This is a genomic window from Arcicella gelida (genome assembly GCF_034931025.1).
Taxonomy (GTDB): Bacteria; Bacteroidota; Bacteroidia; order Cytophagales; family Spirosomataceae; genus Arcicella; species Arcicella gelida.
Window position 1 is genome coordinate 48,602 of record NZ_JAYGIL010000033.1, and the last position, 24,205, is coordinate 72,806.

At 34.1% G+C, this 24,205-nt stretch carries 25 protein-coding genes; 16 read left to right on the forward strand and 9 right to left on the reverse strand.

Annotated elements, in window-relative coordinates; all coding sequences use genetic code 11:
* The first annotated feature begins 75 nt into the window (after window positions 1-75).
* From dusB to frr, 6 genes are all read left to right on the forward strand, one after another.
* On the forward strand, window positions 76-1,089 hold the full coding sequence (gene dusB / locus VB776_RS20330; RefSeq protein WP_323698704.1) for a tRNA dihydrouridine synthase DusB: 1,014 nt from the start codon (window positions 76-78) through the stop codon (window positions 1,087-1,089).
* 128 nt (window positions 1,090-1,217) lie between these two features.
* Window positions 1,218-2,096 carry an Rpn family recombination-promoting nuclease/putative transposase gene (locus tag VB776_RS20335; protein ID WP_323698705.1) on the forward strand — a complete coding sequence of 293 codons (879 nt, stop codon included), beginning with the start codon at window positions 1,218-1,220 and terminating at the stop codon, window positions 2,094-2,096.
* A 74-nt stretch (window positions 2,097-2,170) separates the two neighbouring features.
* Window positions 2,171-3,079, forward strand: coding sequence for a DMT family transporter (locus tag VB776_RS20340; RefSeq protein WP_323698706.1), 909 nt, complete (start codon window positions 2,171-2,173; stop codon window positions 3,077-3,079).
* A gap of 11 nt (window positions 3,080-3,090) precedes the next feature.
* Window positions 3,091-3,588: an acetyl-CoA carboxylase biotin carboxyl carrier protein subunit gene (locus VB776_RS20345; protein WP_323698707.1), complete on the forward strand. Its 498-nt coding sequence runs from the start codon at window positions 3,091-3,093 to the stop codon at window positions 3,586-3,588.
* A gap of 80 nt (window positions 3,589-3,668) precedes the next feature.
* Window positions 3,669-4,379 (forward strand): UMP kinase, encoded by a 711-nt coding sequence (gene pyrH, locus VB776_RS20350; RefSeq protein ID WP_323698708.1) that lies wholly within the window; start codon window positions 3,669-3,671, stop codon window positions 4,377-4,379.
* Between the two features lie 78 nt (window positions 4,380-4,457).
* Window positions 4,458-5,018, forward strand: a complete 561-nt coding sequence (frr, locus tag VB776_RS20355; RefSeq protein WP_323255326.1) for a ribosome recycling factor — start codon at window positions 4,458-4,460, stop codon at window positions 5,016-5,018.
* A 97-nt stretch (window positions 5,019-5,115) separates the two neighbouring features.
* On the opposite strand, the gene VB776_RS20360 is transcribed toward frr, so the two are convergent.
* The 5 genes from VB776_RS20360 to VB776_RS20380 form a co-directional block, all read right to left on the reverse strand.
* The gene (locus VB776_RS20360; RefSeq protein WP_323698709.1) at window positions 5,116-5,685 is read right to left on the reverse strand and encodes a hypothetical protein; all 570 of its coding nucleotides are present in this window, start codon (window positions 5,683-5,685) and stop codon (window positions 5,116-5,118) included.
* A gap of 157 nt (window positions 5,686-5,842) precedes the next feature.
* Complete coding sequence (locus VB776_RS20365; RefSeq protein ID WP_323698710.1) at window positions 5,843-6,604, reverse strand: hypothetical protein; 762 nt, start codon at window positions 6,602-6,604, stop codon at window positions 5,843-5,845.
* Between the two features lie 159 nt (window positions 6,605-6,763).
* Complete coding sequence (locus VB776_RS20370) at window positions 6,764-7,180, reverse strand: hypothetical protein (RefSeq protein ID WP_323698711.1); 417 nt, start codon at window positions 7,178-7,180, stop codon at window positions 6,764-6,766.
* A gap of 302 nt (window positions 7,181-7,482) precedes the next feature.
* Window positions 7,483-9,207 carry a hypothetical protein gene (locus VB776_RS20375; RefSeq protein ID WP_323698712.1) on the reverse strand — a complete coding sequence of 575 codons (1,725 nt, stop codon included), beginning with the start codon at window positions 9,205-9,207 and terminating at the stop codon, window positions 7,483-7,485.
* A gap of 522 nt (window positions 9,208-9,729) precedes the next feature.
* Window positions 9,730-10,677, reverse strand: a complete 948-nt coding sequence (locus VB776_RS20380) for a patatin-like phospholipase family protein (RefSeq protein ID WP_323698713.1) — start codon at window positions 10,675-10,677, stop codon at window positions 9,730-9,732.
* A gap of 165 nt (window positions 10,678-10,842) precedes the next feature.
* On the opposite strand from VB776_RS20380, the gene VB776_RS20385 reads away from it, so the two are divergent.
* A complete protein-coding gene (locus tag VB776_RS20385) occupies window positions 10,843-11,817 on the forward strand; it encodes a polyprenyl synthetase family protein (protein WP_323698714.1) in 975 nt (324 codons plus the stop codon).
* Between the two features lie 78 nt (window positions 11,818-11,895).
* On the opposite strand, the gene VB776_RS20390 is transcribed toward VB776_RS20385, so the two are convergent.
* Window positions 11,896-12,117: a hypothetical protein gene (locus VB776_RS20390; RefSeq protein WP_323698715.1), complete on the reverse strand. Its 222-nt coding sequence runs from the start codon at window positions 12,115-12,117 to the stop codon at window positions 11,896-11,898.
* A 90-nt stretch (window positions 12,118-12,207) separates the two neighbouring features.
* Window positions 12,208-12,846 carry an NAD(P)-dependent oxidoreductase gene (locus tag VB776_RS20395; protein ID WP_323698716.1) on the reverse strand — a complete coding sequence of 213 codons (639 nt, stop codon included), beginning with the start codon at window positions 12,844-12,846 and terminating at the stop codon, window positions 12,208-12,210.
* Window positions 12,847-13,112: 266 nt separating this feature from the next.
* Between VB776_RS20395 and VB776_RS20400 the strand changes: the two genes are divergently transcribed.
* The 4 genes from VB776_RS20400 (at window position 13,113) to miaA (ending at window position 17,399) form a co-directional block, all read left to right on the forward strand.
* A complete protein-coding gene (locus VB776_RS20400) occupies window positions 13,113-13,682 on the forward strand; it encodes a hypothetical protein (protein WP_323698717.1) in 570 nt (189 codons plus the stop codon).
* A gap of 237 nt (window positions 13,683-13,919) precedes the next feature.
* A complete protein-coding gene (locus tag VB776_RS20405) occupies window positions 13,920-15,104 on the forward strand; it encodes a trans-sulfuration enzyme family protein (protein ID WP_323698718.1) in 1,185 nt (394 codons plus the stop codon).
* A gap of 112 nt (window positions 15,105-15,216) precedes the next feature.
* Window positions 15,217-16,305: a complex I subunit 1/NuoH family protein gene (locus VB776_RS20410; protein ID WP_323698719.1), complete on the forward strand. Its 1,089-nt coding sequence runs from the start codon at window positions 15,217-15,219 to the stop codon at window positions 16,303-16,305.
* A 173-nt stretch (window positions 16,306-16,478) separates the two neighbouring features.
* Window positions 16,479-17,399: a tRNA (adenosine(37)-N6)-dimethylallyltransferase MiaA gene (gene miaA, locus VB776_RS20415; RefSeq protein ID WP_323698720.1), complete on the forward strand. Its 921-nt coding sequence runs from the start codon at window positions 16,479-16,481 to the stop codon at window positions 17,397-17,399.
* A 197-nt stretch (window positions 17,400-17,596) separates the two neighbouring features.
* On the opposite strand, the gene VB776_RS20420 is transcribed toward miaA, so the two are convergent.
* A complete protein-coding gene (locus VB776_RS20420; RefSeq protein ID WP_323698721.1) occupies window positions 17,597-18,196 on the reverse strand; it encodes a beta/alpha barrel domain-containing protein in 600 nt (199 codons plus the stop codon).
* A gap of 407 nt (window positions 18,197-18,603) precedes the next feature.
* Here VB776_RS20420 and mnmA point away from each other — a divergent pair, with 407 nt between their 5' ends.
* The 3 genes from mnmA (at window position 18,604) to VB776_RS20435 (ending at window position 21,261) form a co-directional block, all read left to right on the forward strand.
* Complete coding sequence (mnmA, locus tag VB776_RS20425) at window positions 18,604-19,740, forward strand: tRNA 2-thiouridine(34) synthase MnmA (protein ID WP_323698722.1); 1,137 nt, start codon at window positions 18,604-18,606, stop codon at window positions 19,738-19,740.
* A 103-nt stretch (window positions 19,741-19,843) separates the two neighbouring features.
* Window positions 19,844-20,122 carry an ArsR/SmtB family transcription factor gene (locus VB776_RS20430; protein WP_323698723.1) on the forward strand — a complete coding sequence of 93 codons (279 nt, stop codon included), beginning with the start codon at window positions 19,844-19,846 and terminating at the stop codon, window positions 20,120-20,122.
* A 62-nt stretch (window positions 20,123-20,184) separates the two neighbouring features.
* Complete coding sequence (locus tag VB776_RS20435; RefSeq protein WP_323698724.1) at window positions 20,185-21,261, forward strand: alkene reductase; 1,077 nt, start codon at window positions 20,185-20,187, stop codon at window positions 21,259-21,261.
* Window positions 21,262-21,388: 127 nt separating this feature from the next.
* On the opposite strand, the gene VB776_RS20440 is transcribed toward VB776_RS20435, so the two are convergent.
* Window positions 21,389-21,877, reverse strand: a complete 489-nt coding sequence (locus VB776_RS20440; RefSeq protein WP_323698725.1) for a peptide deformylase — start codon at window positions 21,875-21,877, stop codon at window positions 21,389-21,391.
* Between the two features lie 38 nt (window positions 21,878-21,915).
* Here VB776_RS20440 and VB776_RS20445 point away from each other — a divergent pair, with 38 nt between their 5' ends.
* A complete protein-coding gene (locus tag VB776_RS20445) occupies window positions 21,916-22,512 on the forward strand; it encodes an aminotransferase class IV (RefSeq protein WP_323698726.1) in 597 nt (198 codons plus the stop codon).
* 812 nt (window positions 22,513-23,324) lie between these two features.
* Window positions 23,325-24,071 carry a hypothetical protein gene (locus VB776_RS20450; protein ID WP_323698727.1) on the forward strand — a complete coding sequence of 249 codons (747 nt, stop codon included), beginning with the start codon at window positions 23,325-23,327 and terminating at the stop codon, window positions 24,069-24,071.
* The last annotated feature ends 134 nt before the right edge of the window (window positions 24,072-24,205 follow it).

Consider the following 24,205-nt stretch of genomic DNA (forward strand, 5'->3'; position numbering starts at 1 on the left):
TAAAAATTAGCAGTGGACAATTATTGAAAACAGTGTAAAGAACTGTTTAAATTAATATTCACACAAAAAAGAACAATGGTCAAGATTAAAAACATAGAATTAGGCGAATTTCCTTTATTACTTGCTCCGATGGAAGATGTTTCCGATCCTCCCTTCCGTGCAGTTTGTAAAGCAAATGGTGCCGATTTAATGTACACTGAATTTATTTCTTCTGAAGGACTCATCCGTGATGCAGCAAAATCCATTCAGAAATTAGATATTTTTGAATACGAACGCCCGATTGGCATTCAGCTTTTTGGTTCGGATATTGAAACCATGAGAAATTGTGGAGAAATTGCTACCAAAGCTGGTCCAGATTTAATTGACATCAATTATGGCTGTCCTGTTAAACAAGTGGCTTGTCGTGGTGCTGGTGCGGCTTTATTGCAAGACATTCCTAAAATGGTATTGATGACCAAAGCCGTTGTAGAATCTACGCATTTACCCGTAACCGTAAAAACTCGTTTAGGTTGGGATGATACGACCAAAAATATTGAAGATGTAGCCGAACGTTTACAAGATATTGGTATTGAGGCTCTTACGATTCATGGAAGAACCAGAGTACAAATGTATAAAGGCGATGCCGATTGGCGATTGATTGCTAAAGTAAGAGAAAACCCAAGAATTAGAATTCCCATTTTTGGCAATGGAGATATTGATTCGCCAGAAAAAGCACTAGAATACAAAAATCGTTATGGCGTAGATGGTATCATGATTGGCAGAGCATCAATCGGTTATCCTTGGATTTTCAATGAAATCAAACATTTTATGGAAACTGGAGAACATCTTGCTCCGCCAACGATTCAAGATAGAATTGATGTTTGTAAAAAACATTTAGATTTTAGTATTCGATGGAAAGGAAACCATGTTGGTATCGTTGAAATGCGAAGACATTATTCTAATTACTTCAAAGGGATATCGCATTTCAAAGAGTTCAGAATGCGATTAGTTACTTCGATGGACTATGAAGAGATTCTAGGAATTCTCAATGAAGTCTCAATATTTTACGGCGAAGAAGAATTGCTCGTAAAAACTAAAAAGGCGAAGTAAACATTGATTTTACTTCGCCTTTTTAGTTTTTAAATAAAATTGAGTTTTAGTAGGATTGACTTTTAGCAATAAAGAAAATAATCTATCAGTTTTCCAAAAATTGTATATTTGTTTAAAATTATAGACAAATGGCAGAGTTTGTAGAGAAATACATTAATCCTTTTACCGATTATGGTTTTAAGAAATTGTTTGGCGAAGAGTTGAACAAGGATTTGTTAATGGATTTTCTGAACGAATTATTAAAAGAAGAACAAGGGCAAATCAAGGAACTGACTTACCTAAAAACAGAACATTTAGGTTTGACGGAGCTAGATAGAAAAGCAATTTTTGATTTGTATTGTGAAAATGAACGTGGCGAGAAATTTATTGTAGAGCTACAAAAATCGAAGCAGAATTTCTTTAAAGATAGAACAGTTTATTATTCAACTTTCCCAATCAGAGAACAAGCTAAAAGAGCAGATTGGAATTACGAATTAAAAGCTGTTTATACCATCGCAATTCTTGACTTTGTATTTGAAGCAGATAAAAATGAACCAGAAAAGTTCAGATACGATGTAAAGTTAAAAGACATAGAAACCAATAAAGTATTCTATGATAAATTGACTTTCATTTATTTAGAAATGCCTAAATTTAAAAAAACGATAGAGCAACTAGAAACGAGATTTGATAAATGGTTGTATGTTATCAGTAACCTTAACAAATTAGATAGAATCCCCGATAGTTTACGAGAACAAATCTTTGAAAAAGTATTTGAAACAGCTGAAATAGCTAAGTTTAGCCAAGAACAAGTATTATCTTATGAAGATAGTTTGAAGTATTACAGAGATTTAAAGAACTCTTTAGATACAGCGAGAGAAGAAGGTGAAATGGAAGGTAAATTGAAAGGGAAGTTAGAAGGTAAGATTGAAGTAGCCATAAATATGTTATCTATGAATGTTTCTACTGATATTATTATGCAAGCGACTGGACTTTCTGAGGAGGAAATTAAAAAATTAAGTGATGGTTAAGTTGAACATTCTCCTTTAAAGGGTTATCTTCAATTCAGAAGAAACTTTCTTGATTTTGCAAGGGTTATCTTTTTATGAAAACAACCCTTACTACTTCAACAACAACCTCCACGAAACTTCAAAATCCTTTACTTGTTTGGGGCTTATTAGCACTTTTAGCTGGCATCTGGGGAAGTTCTTTTATTTTAGTCAAAAAAAGCTTAGTCGTTTTTGACCCTGCCCAAGTCGGTTCATTGCGTATTTTCTCGGCTTTTTGTTTTTTCCTCCCATTCTTTCTTTATAACCTTAAAAAAATACCTTTTGCTAAAGCCAAGTACTTTTTATTAGCAGGTTTACTTGGTAATCTTTTGCCAGCTTTCTTATTTTCGTTAGCAGGTTCAAAACTTGATAGTGGTGTTTCTGGTGCTTTAAATTCAACAACGCCTTTGTTTACATTGATTATTGGGGCAAGTTTCTTTGGAAATAAAATCACCCAACGCCAAAGTTTTGGAATTATACTTGGCTTTATCGGTGCTATTTTATTGATTTTAGCTGGTGCTTCAGGTTTCCATGTAAATGGCTATGCTTTTTTTGTAATTCTTGCTACTTTACTCTATGGCATTAATTTGAATATTACTAAAAAATACTTGACAGGTTTAGGAATGGACTCATTCTTGATTACTTCATGTATTTTCATGACGATTGGACCAATTGCAGCGGGCGTTTTATTTTCAACCGACTTTGTTTCAAAATTACAAGAACCTAATGCAATTCAAGCCTTAGTGTTTGCAGTATTACTTGGCGTATTGGGTTCTGCCATTGCAATGGTACTTTTCAACCGTTTAATTCAGATGACGAGTGCCGTGTTGGCAAGTTCTGTTACTTATCTTATTCCAATCGTAGCGATTCTTTGGGGAGTAATTGATGGTGAAACTATATTATTTCAGCATTATTTAGGAATGAGTATTATTCTTATTGGTGTATATTTGGTGAACAAATCTTAATTAATTTTCTCATGTTGAAAGCCATCGTAAACCAGCAAACATTTAATATTCATGCTGATGATTCAGCCACTATCATTGATGGTCAAACATTGGACTGGGACATTGTTGAAATCCGCAAAAATCATTTTCATATTCTGTATAAAAATCGTTCTTACAATGCCGAAGTATTAGAAGCAGATTTTCAAACAAAGTCTTTTTTACTAAGTTTGAACAAAAAACAATTTGTGGTAAACGTTAAAGACCGTTTTGATATATTGTTAGAACAATTAGGAATGACTGACGCTGCCAATGCCAAAGTAAATGATTTGAAAGCACCCATGCCAGGGCTTATCGTATCAATACAAGTACAAGTGGGTGATAATATCAAAAAAGGAGATTCTTTATTGATATTAGAGGCGATGAAAATGGAAAATGTTTTGAAAGCTATTGGCGACGGTAAAGTAAAAAGCATTAAAGTAAATAATAAACAGAATGTGGAAAAGAATCAAGTTTTAATAGAATTTGAGTAAGTCTTTATCCTGATAAGCGACAATTTTCCCCTCCAAATAAAAAAAAAGTATATCTTTGCCTCCGAAAAAAACCTTAAATCATGGACAAACCGAAGTATAAACGAATTCTTCTCAAACTATCAGGCGAAGCCCTCAGTTCAGATGGTGAAGTTATTGACCCATCAATTTTAGAGCAATACGCTCTTGAAATTAAGAAAGTAAAGGAATTAGGCGTTGAAATTGCCATTGTGATTGGCGGAGGAAATATCTTCCGTGGGGCAGCAGCAGCTAAAGCAGGTATTGACCGTGTTCAAGGCGATTATATGGGAATGCTCGCTACCGTTATTAATGGCATGGCTATTCAAGGTTCTTTAGAAAAACACGGAATGTTTACTCGTTTACAAACTGCTATCAAAATGGATGCTGTTTGTGAACCATTTATTCGTCGCAGAGCGATGCGTCATTTAGAGAAAGGACGTATTGTTATTTTCGGAGCAGGAACTGGAAACCCATATTTTACAACAGATTCTACTGCGGCTTTGCGTGCGATTGAAATCGAAGCAGATGTGGTATTGAAAGGAACTAGAGTTGATGGCGTTTACACTGCCGACCCAGAAAAAGACCCAACTGCTACTCGTTATACAAATCTTTCATTTGCAGAAGCAATTAGCAAAGGTTTAAAAATTATGGATACTACGGCATTTACTTTATGCCAAGAAAACAAAGTTCCAATCATTGTATTTGATATGAACAAAAGTAACAACTTAGTAGATTTAGCAAGAGGAGAAGAAGTAGGAACTTTAATTAGTTAATGGTTTAGGTAAACCGATGAAGATTTTCTAATTCAATCGAAAACCTTGTAATCAATATAGAAAATCCCAAATTAAACAATGGAAGAAATAGAATTTTACATTGATGCAGCCAAAGAAACGATGGATGGAGCACTCAAGCACTTAGCAATTGAGCTTTCTAAAATTCGTGCAGGAAAAGCAACGCCTTCAATGTTAGATGGTATTCAAGTAGATTATTATGGAATGATGACTCCACTTACTGGAGCAGCATCAATCAATACGCCTGATGCTCGTACAATTGTTGTTAAACCTTTCGAGAAAAAAATGATTGCTGAATGTGAAAAAGCAATTCGTAACTCAAACATTGGTTTAACACCGATGAACGATGGTGAAATTATCCGTTTAAACATTCCTCCACTTACTGAAGAACGTCGTCGTGATTTAGTAAAGAGAGTAAAAGCGGAAATTGAAACGGCGAAAATTAATGTAAGAAACGTTCGTCAAGATGCGAACAGTTCTATTAAAAAATTGAAAAATGAAGGCGTTTCTGAAGATGCTGTAAAAGCAGGAGAGGAGCGTATTCAAAAAATGACTGATAGCTATATTCTTAAAGTAGATGCAGTATTTGCTGATAAAGAAAAAGATATTATGTCGGTGTAAGTAAAGATTTTTTAGGGAAGAGTTTTGAATGCTGAATGACAATTTTAGTATTCAAAACTTTTTTTTGTGGGTGTTTTTACAAGATACTAAATTGTTATCACCAATCTTCTTCTCCTTCAATCCAAAATTCTAATAGACTTTCCTTGTCAATGTGAAAACAATATTTGTCTGCTAAGTAATCTAGACTTTCACTTGTTTCCATTGTTATCCAACCGTAGTAGCGACTCAAACTACAAAAGCGTTGTGCTTTATATGTTGTATTGTTCACTTTTTCAAATCTCAGTATGTGTCTGTATGATTGAATTTTGTAATAATGTTTTTGTAATTCTATATAGTCGTCTTTGTCAAGATGTCCCAAATAAACATCAATTGAATTTTCAGTCTTATCAATAATATAGTCTTTGGCTGTTATATGGTTTTCCATTATTTCCGTAACAATTTCAACTTCGTCCTGCAAGACTACAGATTTCAATACTTTTCTGAGGACGACCTTTGCATCTTCTGGATGTTCATAAAACTCAAAGCCTTTTGGAAGCTCTATTAATAGCTCCGATTTTGGGTATTTGCTTTTATCTTTCACAACATAGAAGCGTTCCTTTCCATTTTTTGTCATTTTAGAGATAAAAAAATGGGATTCTTTTTTTCTGTTGATATATTCTAAAAGCATTTTGGTATATCAAAATAATGTTTATTTGTTACGAAAAAATATTTGTAAAGAAGTGTATGGAACTACAAAAGCTACCGAGCTTTTTGTGATTAAAAAGGCTCTATAATCTTTTCCAATTTCAAATGCTTTCCAATTCACTTTTTCAGTAAAACAGGTTTTAATAAAAAAAATTAAATTTTTCTGATTTCATATTTTTAAAATTACCCATTACGATAACTTTTTTCTTTGTTGTGTTACTCATTAAATCCATTTTGTAATCGCCTGTAAATTTTTTCGAAGAATTGTCAAAAAACAAATTGCAATACCCTTGTCCATTACCAAACTTATTTATCTCTGAAAGATAATAACCTTCAACTTTTTTTCTTTTGTCGATAAGATATGAACCATTTGAAGTAAATGATTTTATCTCAAAAACGATATTTACGTAAGGGTTTTGTTTAACATAGTAGATTAGAATTGAGTTTTCTTTTGTGTACCTAAAACTTTGTTCTCCTTGAGGTAAGCATCCAATGTTATTTAAGTTATCTTCGAAGCTCAAAATATTTTCCCCACAATTAAACTTTGTTTGGCTAAAGTTGTATGGTTTCGAGATAAATGGAATTATTAATGTGTCTAAAGCGATTATTTTATTGGTTGTATTTTTAATAATAATTGGATAAATACCTGCATTTTCATACTTATGTGAAAAAGTAGATTCAATTAAAGTAGTTTTTGTTGAGTCTCCAAAATCTACTTTAAAAGTATTCGTACTTGTCGGTTTAAAATAAAATTGTACTTTTCCAAGTGTGTCCAGTGTGAAGGAAATTTTTGCAGTTTCAATTATTTCGACAGGTTCTGGTTCTAGATTACTTTTTGGTGAGCAAGAAAAGATAAAAAAGCTAACAAGAAAGTAAAATATTGGTGTTTTTGATGTCTTCATTGTTTTTTTTAATGTTCAGTTTAAATTAGTGCTAATGGTGGTATTGAAGTAGTGCATTTACGAAAATTTTTAACAATTGTTCTACGAATGGCGTACAACTCTTAACAAAAAACATATTCTAATCAGTCTAATTGAAAAAACACTTAGACTAGCGAGGGCTTAATCCTCGAGGTCAAAACTATCAAGTGTCTTGATTTCAATTTCGTACCAACTAGGTTCATATTCTTTTTCTTGTTTCTCCATTTCGATAACATACTCTTTAGCATCTGATTCGTCAAAAAAAACCTTGATAATTCTACTACCAATTTGTCCAAAACCTTCTTCTACTGAATTAATTAAATATATAATTCCATTCGATAACCCCTCGTGAAAAACTAAAATATCAGAAATGTCTTCAATGCTTACGTCTATATCAAGATTTACTTTTCTGTACGGTTGTTCTGACCATTTATCTACGGTTTTACATTTTTCTAAATACAATTGTTTTGCATCATTTGCAATTTTAGTTGTGCTGTAAACACCAAGCACAATGTTTTTTCCTGAGTATGGAGAAATATATCGTTTAAGTACTACCATAATTATATTTGTTGTCAATATAATTCTTGTTTTTCAATCAAAATTGAAGGAAAACATATTAGTTCTGTTGTATACACACTGCGAGCGAGACGCTCTTTGATGTTTGGGGTCGTAGGAACGCTACGCTTAACCTACGACCAGTTTGAGTTAAATTTATAAATAAAAGTTGAAGTTTAGAACTACTGCCCAACAGAATTCCGTCCGCCGAAACCAAAGCTTGGATATGCACTGCTGATGATTGTACTTCCGTCAAGCCCCAATTGCACAAAACCTTTTGTTAGCGGTTCGTGCTTTTCGTCAAACTATATGCCACCAATAGGTAAATATTTTCCACTTGTCTTTATTTTCAAGTTTTTTTCATTTTCAAAGCCAAGTCCTTTAGTTTGATATGTCTGGTCGAAAATATCTGTCAAGTCAGGAGTTAAGGCAAAAACTGTTGCATCGGAATTGAGTTCTTTGGTAGTTATTTTTTCATTTATGAACGCACCGCAAACTTCTAATTCATCAGCAGTAATCAATTTGCCATGTAGTTTTTCTCTTAGATTTAGAAATGCCATTAATTGAGATTTATTTTTTCCAAGTTTTTCTAACTGTAAAAGAAATATTTCTAAATCGTCAATACAAACACTCCAAGGAAATTCATCATCATCGTAAATTTCAAGTAGACTACTTAAATCCGTTTGAATTTGTCCAAACCTTTCAAGTGTTACTATAATTGAGAAGGCGGAATGATAATTTTTAGTCCTAATATCAATCACATGTTTTTTTAGTTTCTCATCGCTGTAAATATTCAAAGCTTCTTTGCTTATAAATTTTGATTTTACACGATATGCTTGGTCGTAGCCTTTTTGAATTGTTTCTTCAAAATTTGATTGAATAAGGGGATATGCTTTGTCTGGTTCTCGTCTTGGTTCGTCTCTTTTCGAAGCTTTAGCCTCAACAATTAAAGCCATGCCATCAATAAGAAAAAGTAAATCTTGTTCATGCCCATCCTGGGTAAAAAAACTTTTGTAAATAAAAGCCTTCCCTTTAAAAAACCGTTGAAAAACATTTTCGATTTTTATTTCAAGTTTCTTGCCACGTACTGCATAAAATTTTTCTCTAAATGTTGCTTGGGTGCAAAATTCGAACAAGGCATTGTAAACTGCCTGAATTAATTGATGTGCCTCAACAAGTTGAAATTCATCATCGGACACTTTAAAAATTGGTCTTGAATGTATGATGTTGCTTTCTGTATAATATAGAAAGCCTGTCTTTTCTCTTTTACTTGTGAAAGTGTTTAGGAAAGCTTCAGCTTTATCAATTCCGAAATTGTCAACCAATTGCTGTTTAGAATAGCGATACATTTTACCCTTATCATACATCCAATCGAATAAATCTTGTAAATGTTGTGGAAGATGCTCCTGCCATTCCATCGGCATGAGGTCTTTTTCTTTCATTTCATCACAAAACTCTTCCCAAGTTTGTTGCCCTTCTTTTTTATTAATCTTTTGATTTAGAAATTCATTGGGTAGTTTATCGATGTAGTTGTAAATATTTATAAAATCTTGAACTTCTAATTTGAAATGATTTTTTATTTCCTCGTTAAATGGAGTGAAATACTCCTGTACTCTTTCAATGATTTGTTCTTCATAGTTTAGCAGTCCGTGATTGAAATACCCCAAGAATGTTGGCATTGCTATCATTCTTCTCATTTTCCAGTCTTCATCAACTACATCGGCGGGCCTAGGGTAAAAAAACTCTGTATATCCATTTTCTATTCCATTCAATAGCACTTTCATGTGATCTAAGTCTTCATCGCTGTATTTAGCTTTAAGTCCTGCAGCTGGAATTTCGGATGTAACATTTAAACCCGCTAAATATAGAAGTTGTCGCTGTGGCGAGGAAAGTCCTTTTAATGAATTTGTCGGACTGTCAAAACGGATGAACTGCATTAATGAACTAATGTCACCAAGAAACATCGTTGTTTCAAATTGGCTTACAAAGTCTTTAAGTTCTTGAGATTTTTGAGTTAAATCTATACTCATTTTATATGTGTCAAATTGTAAAAGGGTGTCGCTTTAGCATGACCGCTAACTCGTAAATATACGCATGTTAGCATTTTTTCTAAAAATAATTAATTGTTACAAACAAAGCTATTATTAGCTTTTTATAATTTATAAGTTATTTGTTTTCAAGTATTTATATTTGCCATTTTCAAGAATTGAGTTTTAATAATACAAAATGAGAAGTGCAAAAACCATATTCAAACCATCTCGAAGTACTCCTAAAAAGCATCTCTTCTAAAAAGAATATGAATACTCCATTTAGTGAAATGCCACTTTAATCTTTATACACGCCACTTACATTTAGTGAAATGCCATTTCAATCTTTATACACGCCACTTGCATTTAGTGAAATGCCATTTTAATCTTTATACACGCCACTTGCATTTAGTGAAATGCCATGTCAATCTTTATACACGCCGCTTACATTTAGTGAAATGCCACTTCAATCTTTATATATGCCAAGAATTTTTAAATAATTCATCATTCAAAACTCATATCTAGTCATCCCTTCTTATACTCTCTCATTTCCTCCATTCCTTGTTCGTAGCCTAATAGTAGCATTCTTTTAATGTCATCTTTATTGAATGCCTGAATATCAATATTCAAATGGTGCTGTGGACGAATGATTTTTAGCTTTATTCTGGATTGTCCTTTTAAAATGCCAAATTCACTTGGCGAACCATCTGCTGGTAAACATTCATTTCTGAATTCTGCCCAATCTAAATCGGCATTCAAACATTCGTTTACGGCAATGTCCATTACTCTATCTACCAAAGCTAAAAGGTTCCCATAAGGGAAGTATCCGCCATCAATGTTGCGAGTATGACAAGCTACACAAATGATTTCTGTACCACCATCTTGAATCGCTTTTTTTACAGGAGCAACATCACGCATTCCGCCATCTAAAAAAGCCATGTTATTTTGTCCGCCGATGTTAACAACGGGCATTAAGATGGGAATGGCAGACGATGCCATGATATAGTCTAAGAAATGATCATAAGAAGGATTGGCATAGACGATATTTCCATTGATAATATCGACAGCACCCACTTTTAATTGAACAGGACTGGCATTCAGATTCCTCATCGAAATGTTATTGTCCAGAATTTCTCTTAATGGCGTAGTATCTAACAAACCTTCAAAGTTTCTGCGGATAGCACTAAGCCCTAGTTCGTAAGTGCCACGTCTCAACGACAAACATTCTGGTGAGTAAATATTATTAACCCAAAAATCATTCAAATCTTTCGTTGCTTGATTAAAGTCGATATAACCATCGTTTTCAATACTTTGTCTGCCAAAACTATTGATTAAATAAGAGGCATTCATACTGCCTGCCGAGATACCATAGATAGCGTCTGGATAAAACCCTGTTTCAAAAACTGCTTTTACAACCCCTGCCTGATACGCACCTTTTACTGACCCACCCGCCAAAACTAAAATCTTACTCATGGTTAAATATTGTTTTATAGATACTCGTCAACGTTTAGAATGAACAATTTTGTAAAACGAACGATTCATCAATTAACGAACTAAAAAAATAATTTCAGGTTATTAATTCAAGCAATATACATTTTTTTAGAGAAAAGCGTAATTTGCAAGCCATTTAAAAATATTATGAATTTATCTATCAAAGAAATACAAGCTCCGATCCTTACTGAAATGAATGCCTTCGAAGGAAAGTTTAAGGAGTTTATGAAAACAAAGGTGATGCTCTTGGATACGATTATGAATTATATCGTACAAAGAAAAGGGAAACAGTTACGTCCGATGTTTGTATTTTTATCGGCTGGTATTTGTGGTACAATCACTGAAAAAACGTATCGTGGAGCCGCTTTAATTGAGTTATTGCACACTGCTTCTTTAGTGCATGACGACGTGGTGGACGATTCTAATTACCGTCGTGGGTTCTTCTCGGTAAATGCCCTTTGGAAAAACAAAATAGCAGTTTTAGTGGGAGATTATTTATTGACAAGAGGACTTTTACTCTCTGTTCAACATAATGATTTCGAAAATCTGAAAATCATTTCTACCGCTTTTCAAGAGATTACCGAAGGAGAATTATTACAGATAGAAAAGGCTCGTCGCTTAGATATTACCGAAGATGTTTACTTTGAAATTATCCGACAAAAAACCGCTACGCTAATTGCTGCTTGTTGTGCTGCTGGTGCGAGTTCTGTGGGTGCAGATGAAGAAACTGTTGCTAAAGCACATTCTTTCGGTGAAAAAGTAGGCATTGCTTTCCAAATTAAAGACGACCTTTTTGATTATGGAGATGCCGAAATCGGAAAGCCATTAGGCATTGATATTAAAGAAAAGAAAATGACACTTCCATTGATTTACGCATTGAACCAAGCTAATTGGAGTACCAAGCGTAACATCATCAATATCATCAAAAACGAATCAGATAATCCTAAGAAAGTAGCAGAAGTAATTTCTTTTGTTAAGCAATCTGGCGGATTGGAATATGCTACCAAAGTAATGAAAAACATCGTTGAGGAAGCACAAAATATCCTTTTAACTTTTCCAGATTCTATCTATAGGAAATCATTGGCAGGACTTGTTCAATTTACAATTGAACGAGCGAAGTAATTAGCTTTGACAACTTTTAAAAGTTGTCAAAGCTACTCAAAGCTAATCTAGTTTGTAAAATATTATTTGGTTTTTGATTCATTTTTGAATGATAAACCAAACGAATCCTATCTCTGAGATAGGATTTTCCCTCTTTTTGATAAGTTGTCCTATCTCTGAGATAGCTTGTTCCATCCTTTTGATAGGTTGTCTTATCTCTGAGATGGTATTTTCCATCTTTTTGATAGATTGTTCAGTCTTCGAGATGGGTTTTTCCCTCTTTTTGATAGGTTGTCCTATCTCTGAGATAGCTTCTTCCATCAATTTAATAGGTCATCCTATTTCAGAGATAGATTTTATTAGGACAAATACATCTGTCCTAATAAAATCAAATAAGGAAAATATTGCAACTTAAACCTCAAAAATGAAAGGAGCTTTTCGAATAAAAGTAATGTCTGATAATTGCTTGATGAGGAAATCTGCTAAATCTGTAGCACTGATTTTATCGCCAATGCAATCTTCTAAACTGGTATTTACTTGCCTTCTTTCCGTCGTTTGTTCAATTAAAGGAAGCCTGACCAAAGTCCAATCTATCTTACTTTTCACCAACATTTCATATTCTAGTTGTTTATCCAAAGTAATTTTAGGATAATTTTCTTTCATCCAATCCGTCCCAAATTTTGTCTTAGGACTTTTCTGGTCGAATGGCGTATCAACATGCAAACCTGTTAAAAGGATATACCTGTTAATACCTAATTGTTCCATAGCCAATAAAACATTTCTACTGGCATCTCCAAAGATAGAACTTTCACCTATTGGTTGTCCGATTGTACTGATAACCGCTTGGCAATCTTTTAAAAGATTGAAGACAGCTTGCGGGTCTCTAGCATCTCCCTGAACGATTTCAATTTGCGGACTTGTAATGTGAAAATTATCAGGATTCCGAAGAAGCATTTTGAATTGAAAACCTTGATTAAGTAATTGTTGAACAAGGTATTTACCTGATTTGCCTGTGCCACCAATAATGGCAAGCTTTATGATTTGATTCATGATATTCTTTAAAAAATATGAAAATACAAAAACAGCTCAGTTTCAGAAGAAACCAAGCAATTGACCTTTTTTGATAAAGCCAAAATTGAAAATCAATATTTTATAAAGAGAGTCTAATGGGTCAAAAGTAAGGAAAAGAATCAAATTTTAAAAGAAAAAAAATCCTAGTATTCACCCCATTTTCTGCTGTATTCATCCCATTTGTTAATTCGCTACCAGTTGCTAACTTAATATTGAACATGATTTCAACAAACCTCAATCATGTCATGAAACAGAAACTAATCCTTACTTTCATCCTCTATTTTTTTATTTTCTATCCATCTTTTTCACAGTTTCCTGCAAATCCTTGTATCAAAAAAGGATTTTTGATGGATTCGATTGCTGGTAAAACTTTGGCTTTTGTAAGATTTAGCCTCAGCAACATACCACATAGTACGCTTGGTTTGCAAGTGATAAATGCTGACGAAAGTTTTTCTATGAATAATCTGTACGAAGGTAATGATTCTCTCAGTTTGGTTTGTGGAGCTTATGTTGCTAAAAGTATCAATATTATTCCTAAAAATAAGAACGAAGCTGATTTAGATATTTTACTACTCATCCCCAATGCTCGTGAATTAAGGGAAGTTATTATTAAGACTAGCAAAACAAATAATAAGGAAGAAGTAAGAAGTATTGCAAAGCAAGTACTAAAGAAAAGATTTGTTTCTAACGCTCAAAAAACAGCAGTAAGTCTCAATCCTTCAATGAAGTATATCGGCGATAATGTTGAGCGTACAATTAGTATTATTTACAAAAGAGCGAATTATACTTGGTGTTTTTACTTGGAATGGAGATAATAATTAAGCTAAGGTGTTCTAAAAATCATTGACTTTAAACCTAGATTACTTTCAAATTTTACTCAGACTGTCTTGGTTAATATGAGTGATTCGGCTTTATGCTTAATCACTCATGATTAGCCTACTAAATCTATGATTTCGTAGCTTTTTTGTTCTATCTTTGCGATTCTTATCAAAAACTATTCATTTAGAGCTTGATATTTTATCTTTTTGAAATTCTTTTTACTGCGGAATACGATGAAAAAACAAACTAAAGCCATCAGAATACAAGCAGAACGTTCTCAAAATCGTGAGCATTCTGTTCCATTATATCTTACTTCAAGTTTTACTTTTGAAGATGCTGAACAAGGACGTGCCATTTTTGCCGATGAAATGGAAGGGAATATTTATTCTCGCTACATGAATCCAAACGTGGATGAATTTGTAGATAAAATGTGTATGCTTGAAAACACAGAAGATGGTATCGCTTTTGCCACAGGTATGGCAGCCAACTTTGCGGCGATGGCAGCATTATTAAAATCTGGGGATCATGTTGTTGCATCCAAAGCACTTTTTGGTTCTTGCATCCAGATTTTAAGTAAAATTCTTCCTAAATGGGGCATTACAACTACTTTCGTTGATGGTCATAATCTTTCTGCTTGGGAAGCTGCTATTCAAGAAAATACTAAATTTTTATTCTGCGAAAGTCCTTCTAATCCGGGTTTAGATTTAATTGACCTTGAGGCGATTTGTCAGTTAAAAGCAAAACATAATTTGATTTTAGCGGTTGATAACTGTTTTGCAACACCAATTATCCAAACTCCAGCCGATTGGGGTGCAGACTTAGTCATTCACTCAGCAACAAAATATATCGACGGACAAGGAAGAGTACTAGGTGGAGTAGTTTGTGGTAGAGAAGAATTAGTGAAAGAAATTCGCTTTTTTGCTCGTCATACAGGTCCATCAATGTCTCCATTTAATGCTTGGGTTTTATCAAAAAGCTTAGAGACAATCCATTTACGTATGGAAAAGCACTCTGAAAATGCCTTGAAATTAGCACATGCTTTAGAGAATAATTCAGCATTAAATTTTGTAAAATATCCTTTCTTAGCTTCGCATCCACAATTCGAATTGGCGAAAAAGCAAATGAAAATGGGTGGTGCGATTCTAACTTTTGATGTGAAAGGTGGTTTTGAAATGGTAAACGAGATGTCTAAACACATTACAATTGCTTCGATTTCTCCAAATTTAGGTGATACCAGAACGATTATTACGCATCCAGCTTCAACAACACATTCTAAACTTACAGCTGAACAAAGAGCTGAAGTTGGTATTACAGATGGTTTAGTAAGAGTAGCAGTAGGTTTAGAAGCTGTAGAAGACTTAATTGAAGACTTTGAGCAAGCTTTAGAAAAAGCTACGCTTGCTACTTTGGTAGGATAAATTTTACATGATTTGAAGATTTGAAAATGTGTTAATTTGAAAATGTTCTTAATACTGACATTTTCAAATTTCCAAATCTTCAAATTTTCAAATTCAATAAGTATATTCAAAAATGTATATAGCCTTACTGATTTGTCTGGGTTTAGTATTGACCAATGTTGTAGTTGGTGTATATGCAGAACGGAAAGTATCAGCTTTCATGCAAGACCGTTTGGGTCCGATGGAAGTTGGGAAATATGGTTTGCTACAAGTTCTTGCCGATTTAATAAAATTACTTCAAAAGGAAGATATTGTGCCAGCTTTGGCGAACAAACGCCTTTTCTTGATTGCTCCTTGTATTATTTTCGTAGCCATTTTTGCTGGATTCGCCGTATTGCCTTTGGGTCCAAGCGAGTACCTTCAAGGTTCACAAGCAGAAGTTGGTTTGTTTTACTTATTGGCTGTGATTTCAATTGATATTATTGGTATTTTAATGGCTGGTTGGGCTTCAAATAATAAGTATTCATTATTTGGTGCGATGCGTTCTGTGGCACAAATTGTTTCTTATGAAGTACCTTTAGGTTTAACTGTTATCTGTGTGGCGATGATTTCGCAAAGCCTAAATTTGCAAGAAATTAGTTTACAACAAGGAATTTATACCGAAGAAACCAATTACTTATTTGGTCTGAAATTTTTAGACATTGATGTTTCAAAAGTAGGAGGGTTCTTGACTTGGAATATCGTTCGAGTTCCCTTTTTCTTTCCCATTTATATTATCTTCTTTATTGCTACTTTGGCGGAATGTAATCGAGCTCCTTTCGATTTACCCGAAGCAGAATCTGAATTAGTCGGCGGTTTTCACACAGAATATTCTGGGATGCGTTGGGCTTTGGTATTTCTGTCGGAATACGGCATGATGCTTTTAGTGAGTATTCTAGGAGCGATTCTTTTCTTAGGAAGTTGGAATACGCCTTTCCCCAATATTGGTTTTCTGAAATTAGCCGATTGGACTTCTGGCGAACCTAATACTTGGTCGGGTGCTATTTGGGGCTTTTTCTGGTTGATTGCAAAATCTTATGTAGGAGTATTTGTACAAATGTGGATTCGTTGGACTTTCCCACGTTTACGTGTTGACCAACTGATGTATCTCACTTGGAAAGTACTTACACCATTTGCCATTCTGGGAATTTTTCTTTCTGCCATTTGGCGATTGTTGATGTAGCCAATTGGTTTCGGCTATCGGTCATCAGCTTTCATTCTTATGATAATTGAAGAGGGAATCAAGATTAGATAAACTAAAGCTGAAAGTTAAAATAACATCTGAAAGCCGACAACAGAAAAACAAAAGCTAAAACAAATTCGAAATCCGACGACCGAAATCCAAAAGCTAAAAAAATGTCTTTAATCGTTATTCTTGGTCCAACTGCGAGTGGCAAAACACATTTAGCAGTACAATTGGCTCATCAGATTGATGGAGAAATCATCAGTGCTGATTCCAGACAAGTATATCGTGGAATGGATATTGGCACAGGTAAAGATTTGGATGAATACACTATTGATGGCAAGAAAATTCCTTACCATTTAATCGACATCATAGACGCTGGCGAAAGCTATCACATTTATCAATTTCAACAAGATTTTCAGAAAGCTTATACTGATATTATTCAAAGAGGGAAAAGAGCAATACTCTGCGGAGGTTCAGGCATGTACTTAGATGCCGTTTTGAAAGGTTATGAATTTACCGCAATTCCGATAGATTTGAATTTGAGAGAACAATTACTTGAAAAATCTACCGAGGAATTGTTAGAGATTTTTGAAGAAAACCAAAGTATTTATTCTGAAAAATCTGATACTTCAACCAAGAAAAGATTAATCAGAGCCATAGAAATTAATCTTTTTTTGAAAAACAATCCCACCTTTAAAATTACTCCACAAATTATTCCGAAAGCTACAATTTTTGGTTTGAACCCAGCTACAGAACTGCGTAGAGAAAGAATTACAAAACGATTAACCTATCGTTTAGAAAATGGAATGATAGAAGAAGTACAAACACTTTTATCGAAGGGTATTTCTGCCGAAAAACTTATTTTTTATGGACTAGAGTATAAGTTTATAACGCAATATTTAAAGGAAGAAATTTCTTATGAAATAATGGTTGAAAAACTTAATATAGCCATTCGTCAATTCGCCAAAAGACAGATGACTTACTTCAGGAAAATGGAAAATGATGGGCTGAAAATCAATTGGTTAGATAATAATTTACCGTTTAATAAATTAATGGATACAATTTCTAAGGAATTTGATGAAAATCAATAGCTTTCAATTATTTTCGGGTATTAATCTAAATCTAATGAGTACGTTTTTACGTATTTATTTTCAGAAATAAACCTTTTTTAACCTTAAAAATCTACAATTATGGCACTAGCAATTGTATCCATTATGTTATTAGGTATGGGAGTGTACCTTTCTTTCAAAGTAAGTAATCATAGAGATGATAAATTTACTTTGAAACCTTAATCATCCGTTTCAAGTACTTCCAAAATGTTCATTAACTCATCAAAATCTCCAAAACCTGGTCTGATTTCTTCATTTCCTTTTAGGGCAAATCCTTTTAATTGGGTTTGTTCTAAAAGGTCATTTACATTTGATTCTTTCGCTCCAAAACCTAATAAGATTGGATATTGAAACGACCAAGCATCAATTTGACTCAAAGTTGCGTCATCAATCACACCAAATTCATCAGAGTTTTCCAATAAAAAATACTCAACCATTCCTTTCGTAGTTTGAAACAAAGCAGGAAGATTTGCCGTAGCAAAATCTACTTTCAGAATAATAGGTAAACCAATTCTTTGAATTTCAGCCAAATTCTCCCAAGCACTTACTTGTAAATAATCTGGTTGATAGTTTTCTGTTAATTCAATAATTTTTGATACATCAGTTGAATCCGTTTCTCCAACTACTTGTACGCCAGCCAGCCAGCCACGCATTTCTTTGAATTTTTCAAAGTCAAGTTCATCCATCGAAAAACCTAACAAATCAACACCCATTCCAGCACAATAACGTGCGTCAGAAAGATTATTTAGGGCTGATACTTTTACAGTTGTTTTAAGCATAATTTATATGGCTTTCGGATTTCGGTTATCAGATGTCAGCTTTAACATCGGATTTTAGTTCGAAGCTTTTATTGATATGTTTTTCTTTTTACTTGCAAATTTTCAGTAATAAAATTCGCTGATTTCTGCTGATTTTTTATCACTTGGTCTTGAGTCTTTAATCTTGCTTCTTCTATCTTCAAGTCTTAAAGTCTTCAAATCCTAAAATCCCACAAAACTACCAAGCTTTCTATCCAGAACCAAAAAATCAGAAATGATGTTGAATATTATTGTAAATTTGTAGCGTTATTATCGGTTATCAGTTAATAGTTATCCGAATTTTATTTAAAATACTGATATACTGATAACAGTTACACAGATAACTTTTTTATATTTTTAAACGTCAGGCCTTGAACCTGAGCAGTGCAATGAGCAAACACGGAAGAATTTTAGTCGCCATGAGCGGCGGTATCGACAGTTCGGTAGCAGCAGTAATGCTACACGAAGAAGGTTATGAAGTAGTCGGAATGACGATGAAAACTTGGGATTATGCCTCTTCGGGCGGAACAAAAAAAGAAACAGGTTGCTGTTCTTTAGACTCCATCAATGATGCCCGAAACGTTGCCGTTTCTTTGGGCTTTCCACATTATATTTTAGATATTAGAAACGAATTCGGTGATGCCGTAATTGATTACTTCACAGGTGAATACATCGAAGGACGCACGCCTAACCCTTGTGTAATGTGCAATACGCACATCAAATGGGATGCCCTTTTGCGTAGAGCTGATAAATTAGATTGTGAATTTATTGCAACAGGACATTACGCCAATATTCGTGAAGAAAACGGCAGACATATTATTTCTAAAGGTGCTGATACTTGGAAAGACCAAAGCTATGTACTTTGGGGCGTTTCGCAAGAAAGTTTGGCTCGTACCAAATTGCCTTTAGGACATTTGACGAAAGCCAAAATCCGAGAAATGGCAACAGAAAGAGGTTTTATGGATTTGGTGAATAAATCTGAAAGCTATGAAATCTGTTTTGTGCCTGACAACGATTACAGAGGTTTTATCAAAAGAAGAGTAGAAGGTTTGGAAGAAAGAGTAAAAGGTGGAAACTTTTTAGATACCGACGGAAAAATTCTTGGCAAACACGAAGGTTATCCATTTTATACCATCGGACAAAGAAAAGGTTTGGGTATCGCTTTGGGTTATCCTGCTTTTGTAACAGAAATTAGAAAAGAAACCAACGAAGTAGTATTGGGTCGTGATAAAGATTTAGAAAGAGACGGCATGGTGGTTGGACAATTGAATTTATCAAAATATGCTTCAATCGAAAACCCGATTGAAACGATTACTAAAGTACGCTACAAAGATGCTGGTACTCCAGCTACCATTTGGCAAGAAGGCAACAAAATAAAAGCTCATTTTCACGAAGCAGTTTCTGGAATTGCACCAGGACAAGCGGCTGTTTTCTACGAAGGCGACGACGTAGTTGGCGGAGGTTGGATTATGAAATCGTTCAAACAAGATGCTACTTCTGGTATTTTTATGGCAGAAGTAAATTAATAGTGACGAATTTTGAGTTATGAATTTTGAATTTAAAATACAGCGCTATAAATTTTTCTAAGAACATCGTTTTTATTTTATACAGACTACACAAATACAAAATATGCAAGAAGAGATTTCTCATTTTGTTGAAAAAACCACCAATGCGATAGCGGATAGTTATCGCCTGAAAATTCTATTGACATTATCTCAAAAAGGAGAGATGTATTGTGGGGAAGTTCAACAATTGATAGGTCTTTCTCAATCTACTTGTTCGCATCATGTAGCAATATTGATTGAAAGCGAATTAGTTGAATCCAAAAAAGAAGGGAAGTTTCATAAGATTTCTTTGAACAGAGAAAATTTTAAAAAACTTTCAGCTTTCTTTCAGGAACTTTCTTAAACGTTTTTAGATTGTTAACATATCGAAAAGTTTCGATATGTTAACAATCTAAAAATATCATTATGAGTTCTAAATTATTCTCTTCTGCCAAACTTGGCAACATTGAATTAGCCAATCATATTGTTGTAGCTCCAATGACACGCTCAAGAGCTATCGGAAACATTCCTACTGCATCAATCGCTACTTATTATACACAACGTGCGTCGGCAGGTTTAATCATTACAGAAGGTACTTCACCTTCGCCAAATGGTTTGGGCTATGCTCGTATTCCGGGTATTTTCTCGGCTGAACAAATTGCAGGCTGGAAAAACGTAACGGATGCCGTTCATGCAAAAGGTGGAAAAATATTTATTCAATTGATGCACTGTGGACGTGTATCGCATCCAGCAAATATGCCAGCAGGTTCTTCTATCGTAGCCCCTTCGGCAATAGCTGCCGCAGGACAAATGTGGACTGATACCGAAGGAATGCAAGCACAACCAACACCTTTGGCTTTAACTATTGAAGGAATCAAATTAACAATTGCCGAATACGTACAAGCAGCAAAAAATGCGATTGAAGCAGGTTTTGATGGTGTTGAAATCCACGGAGCAAATGGCTATTTGATTGACCAGTTTATCAATACAAAATCAAATATTCGTACAGATGAGTATGGCGGAGATATTACTGGTCGTGCTAAATTTTTGCTAGAAATTGCTTCTCAAACAGTTGAAGCGATTGGAAAAGAAAAAGTTGGCGTGCGTCTTTCTCCTTACGGAGCATTTAATGATGTAGAAATTTGGGATACAATTGATGCTGATTATCAATACATTGCTGAAAAATTAAATGAAATTGGCATTGTTTATACACATTTGGTAAACCATGAATCAATGGGCGCACCAGCAGTTTCTCAGACGGTAATTGATAATGTTCGTAAAGCTTTTAAAGGAACATTGATTCTTTCTGGTGGATACGATGTTGCTCGTGCGGAGGCAGATTTAGCTTCTGGTGCAGCAGATTTAATTGCTTTTGGTCGCTTGTTTATTTCAAATCCAGATTTAGTAGAACGTTTGAAACAAGGAGCTGAATTAGCCGTTCCAAATGGAGATACTTTCTATACTCCTGGAGACGAAGGATTTATTGACTACCCAACACTATAGAGTGATGAGTTTTGAGTGCGGAGTGCTGAATATTTTTTACACTCCTCACTCCGCATTCAAAACTCACTAACTAAGAGGCGATGGATGACAATAAATTATTCCTCACTCAGCACTCCAAATTCAAAATTCAAGAAGTTCTCCACTTAAAAGCTTTATCATCAACCGCTCGCATGGTGCAAAGTACTCCGTTCAGATGGTCATATTCGTGCTGGAGTAATTCCGATAAAGCGTCTTCCATGTGCCAAGATTGTTCCTGCCAATGTTCGTTTAAATAATGTATCGTTAGCGATTTATGGCGTTTTACTTTTACCAAAAGATTGGGGAAACTCATACAATCGTCCCACATTTCAAACCTTTCTTCGCTTAGATTTTCAAAAACAGGATTGATAAAAACCACAGGTTTATCAATATTCATGTAAATTACTCTTTTCATAATGCCCAGTTGCGGAGCAGCGATGGCTCTACCAAAATTGTACTTCGCCCTGATTTCCTCCATCACATTATGCAAATCCGCCACCCATTCTTTTACTAAAGGTAATTCTTTTTTGCTAACAGGTTCACAAACTTCATACAAACGTGGGTCGCCGAGTAACAATAAATCATTCAGATGTTTCATATCTTTGGGTTTGATTGACGAACAGATGTTTACAAGCTATGCAATTATTAGAAACCATACAAATCAAAGACGGAAAATTTCAGCATATCGAATACCATAATCAGCGATTTAACGCTTCCAGAAAAGCATTATTTCAAATAGAAGAGGCTTTGAATTTGGAAGAAATCATCCAAATTCCTGCGGATTTTTGTGAAGGAATTGTGCGTTGTAGAGTACTTTACGAAAGCGAGATTCAAGAAATTACTTTTGCTCCTTATACTTTTAAAAATATTACAAAGCTAAAAGTAGTAACTGTCCCAAGCATTGATTACTCGTACAAATATGCTGACCGACAAGTATTTGGCGATTTACTTCAACAAAACCCGGAAGTGGATGAAGTAATTATTCTACAAAATGGTTTGATAACAGATTGCACCATTGCCTGTTTGGCTTTTTATGATGGAAGCCAATGGTTTGTGCCGTCAACACCACTGCTAAAAGGCACTCGCCGACAACAATTATTAGACAAAGGATTAGTAAAAGAAAGAATCATCCAAGCAAGCGACCTTACTACTTTTCAGAAAGTATGTTTAATCAATACTTTTAGATATTTGGATATTGATGTGGCGGTGGATTGTGAGGGGATTTTGTTTTGAGAGAATGGAGTACTTTGCAGTCAGAAACTGCATTTATTTTGGGTCTAAGTAAAAAAATACTTAGACCAGCGAGGGTGGCATACCCTAAAAAGTTTGGTTAGAAAAACTTATAAAATGCCTTGCATTTTTGCTATGTAACATTGCTATACACTCTGACGTAGTGAAACACTACGCCAAGCGGGGGAAATCTCATCTGTGATAATTTAAACAGGTGTTTCTTCCGTTATTACTGAATCAGGTTTACATGCAGAAAGAATGGATATGATAAGTAATGAGTATAGAGTACTAGGTTTCATAGAAGTTACATTTTTGGGTCATATTCAGTAAACGAGTATAACCTATTAAGGTTTATTTTATATCATTATTCTTATTGAGACCAGCGTGGGAATGAGCATAATTACTCGTTAAACAATCTGAATATTCGGTAGAATACATAGAATATTATCGAAATTATAACAAATAGTAATATCGTATTCCAGCTAAAATTACCTGTTGAGATAAAGTCATAAATAACTAGTATCAAAAACAACAATAGAATACTTGAAATCGAATATTTGAGAGATGAAAAGATTTTTTTTATGAATGAATTAAACTTCATGATATATTTATGTTAGTTAATTGATTTTATTTGCTACCATTATTCAACTATCTTGTGTGTATTTTAAAAGAATGATAAAATGTCTTGTACTTCGACAATATAACTTTTCAACGAGCTCTGACGTATAGAAATACCACCCTTTGAATTGAGAATTATACATTTATTTTCCACTCTAAAAATTCTTTTATCAATCTCATTTTGACCTATATTTTACATGAAAACAAGCAGGTTACTTCTGTCAATAATTCTCTTATTCACAATAAGTTCAACGGGTATCTCACAAGATAAAATTGAATCAAGTTGGGAAATTAGTCCAGAAATTGGAGCTATAACTTCTTACTATGGAAAAACTAATAGATTATTTACGAATCAAACATTGATAAGACCAGTTTTTGGATTTGCAGTTGTAAAAAATATCAATTCAAACTACAAGTTTAAACTACAGACCGATTTTGTAACTATTGGTCGTACGAGTAAATATTATAATCCATTTGGCGGGAATCCACAGCTATATCAAGATGATTTTATTTTCCCATTTATTCAGACGGATTTAACCATCAATTCAAAACTCAAATTCATAAATTTGAAATTTGGAAGCCTTTCTCTTGGAGCAGGAGTATTTTTAGGCAAGATACTTACACCATACATTACAACGAAAAGTTTAGGGAACGATTCTTGTAAATGTGAAAATGGGACTATCATAAACTATAGTTCTTTTAATTGGGGATTTCTGGCGGCTGCGGACTTGAGTTTACAATCATACTTAAAATTGCCAATTTCCGTGAATGCGAAGTACAATTTAGGCATCTCTGATATAAGGGACAGTAATACCTCACCTATTACAGGTTTAACATATCCAGCTAAAGTAACTTCAAATTCATTATCTATTCAATTAAATTATTGGTTTACTCTAAACAAAAAGAAACATGAAAACAAGATACTCGTTTACCCAGAAAATTAGCTTATTACTTTATTTATTACCCTCGCTCGGCGTAGTGTTTCACTACGTCGTTGTGTACTGCAATGTTACATTGCAAAAATGCAAAGCATTTTAAGTTTGTCGAATAGCAAAACTTTATTAAAGAAAATCTATTT

Coding starts and splice junctions, on each gene's coding strand:
- dusB (WP_323698704.1), top strand. CDS start 76: ATGGTCAAGATTAAAAACATAGAATTAGGCGAATTTCCTTTATTACTT.
- VB776_RS20335 (WP_323698705.1), top strand. CDS start 1,218: ATGGCAGAGTTTGTAGAGAAATACATTAATCCTTTTACCGATTATGGT.
- VB776_RS20340 (WP_323698706.1), top strand. CDS start 2,171: ATGAAAACAACCCTTACTACTTCAACAACAACCTCCACGAAACTTCAA.
- VB776_RS20345 (WP_323698707.1), top strand. CDS start 3,091: ATGTTGAAAGCCATCGTAAACCAGCAAACATTTAATATTCATGCTGAT.
- pyrH (WP_323698708.1), top strand. CDS start 3,669: ATGGACAAACCGAAGTATAAACGAATTCTTCTCAAACTATCAGGCGAA.
- frr (WP_323255326.1), top strand. CDS start 4,458: ATGGAAGAAATAGAATTTTACATTGATGCAGCCAAAGAAACGATGGAT.
- VB776_RS20360 (WP_323698709.1), bottom strand. CDS start 5,685: ATGCTTTTAGAATATATCAACAGAAAAAAAGAATCCCATTTTTTTATC.
- VB776_RS20365 (WP_323698710.1), bottom strand. CDS start 6,604: ATGAAGACATCAAAAACACCAATATTTTACTTTCTTGTTAGCTTTTTT.
- VB776_RS20370 (WP_323698711.1), bottom strand. CDS start 7,180: ATGGTAGTACTTAAACGATATATTTCTCCATACTCAGGAAAAAACATT.
- VB776_RS20375 (WP_323698712.1), bottom strand. CDS start 9,207: ATGAGTATAGATTTAACTCAAAAATCTCAAGAACTTAAAGACTTTGTA.
- VB776_RS20380 (WP_323698713.1), bottom strand. CDS start 10,677: ATGAGTAAGATTTTAGTTTTGGCGGGTGGGTCAGTAAAAGGTGCGTAT.
- VB776_RS20385 (WP_323698714.1), top strand. CDS start 10,843: ATGAATTTATCTATCAAAGAAATACAAGCTCCGATCCTTACTGAAATG.
- VB776_RS20390 (WP_323698715.1), bottom strand. CDS start 12,117: ATGGAAGAAGCTATCTCAGAGATAGGACAACCTATCAAAAAGAGGGAA.
- VB776_RS20395 (WP_323698716.1), bottom strand. CDS start 12,846: ATGAATCAAATCATAAAGCTTGCCATTATTGGTGGCACAGGCAAATCA.
- VB776_RS20400 (WP_323698717.1), top strand. CDS start 13,113: ATGAAACAGAAACTAATCCTTACTTTCATCCTCTATTTTTTTATTTTC.
- VB776_RS20405 (WP_323698718.1), top strand. CDS start 13,920: ATGAAAAAACAAACTAAAGCCATCAGAATACAAGCAGAACGTTCTCAA.
- VB776_RS20410 (WP_323698719.1), top strand. CDS start 15,217: ATGTATATAGCCTTACTGATTTGTCTGGGTTTAGTATTGACCAATGTT.
- miaA (WP_323698720.1), top strand. CDS start 16,479: ATGTCTTTAATCGTTATTCTTGGTCCAACTGCGAGTGGCAAAACACAT.
- VB776_RS20420 (WP_323698721.1), bottom strand. CDS start 18,196: ATGCTTAAAACAACTGTAAAAGTATCAGCCCTAAATAATCTTTCTGAC.
- mnmA (WP_323698722.1), top strand. CDS start 18,604: ATGAGCAAACACGGAAGAATTTTAGTCGCCATGAGCGGCGGTATCGAC.
- VB776_RS20430 (WP_323698723.1), top strand. CDS start 19,844: ATGCAAGAAGAGATTTCTCATTTTGTTGAAAAAACCACCAATGCGATA.
- VB776_RS20435 (WP_323698724.1), top strand. CDS start 20,185: ATGAGTTCTAAATTATTCTCTTCTGCCAAACTTGGCAACATTGAATTA.
- VB776_RS20440 (WP_323698725.1), bottom strand. CDS start 21,877: ATGAAACATCTGAATGATTTATTGTTACTCGGCGACCCACGTTTGTAT.
- VB776_RS20445 (WP_323698726.1), top strand. CDS start 21,916: ATGCAATTATTAGAAACCATACAAATCAAAGACGGAAAATTTCAGCAT.
- VB776_RS20450 (WP_323698727.1), top strand. CDS start 23,325: ATGAAAACAAGCAGGTTACTTCTGTCAATAATTCTCTTATTCACAATA.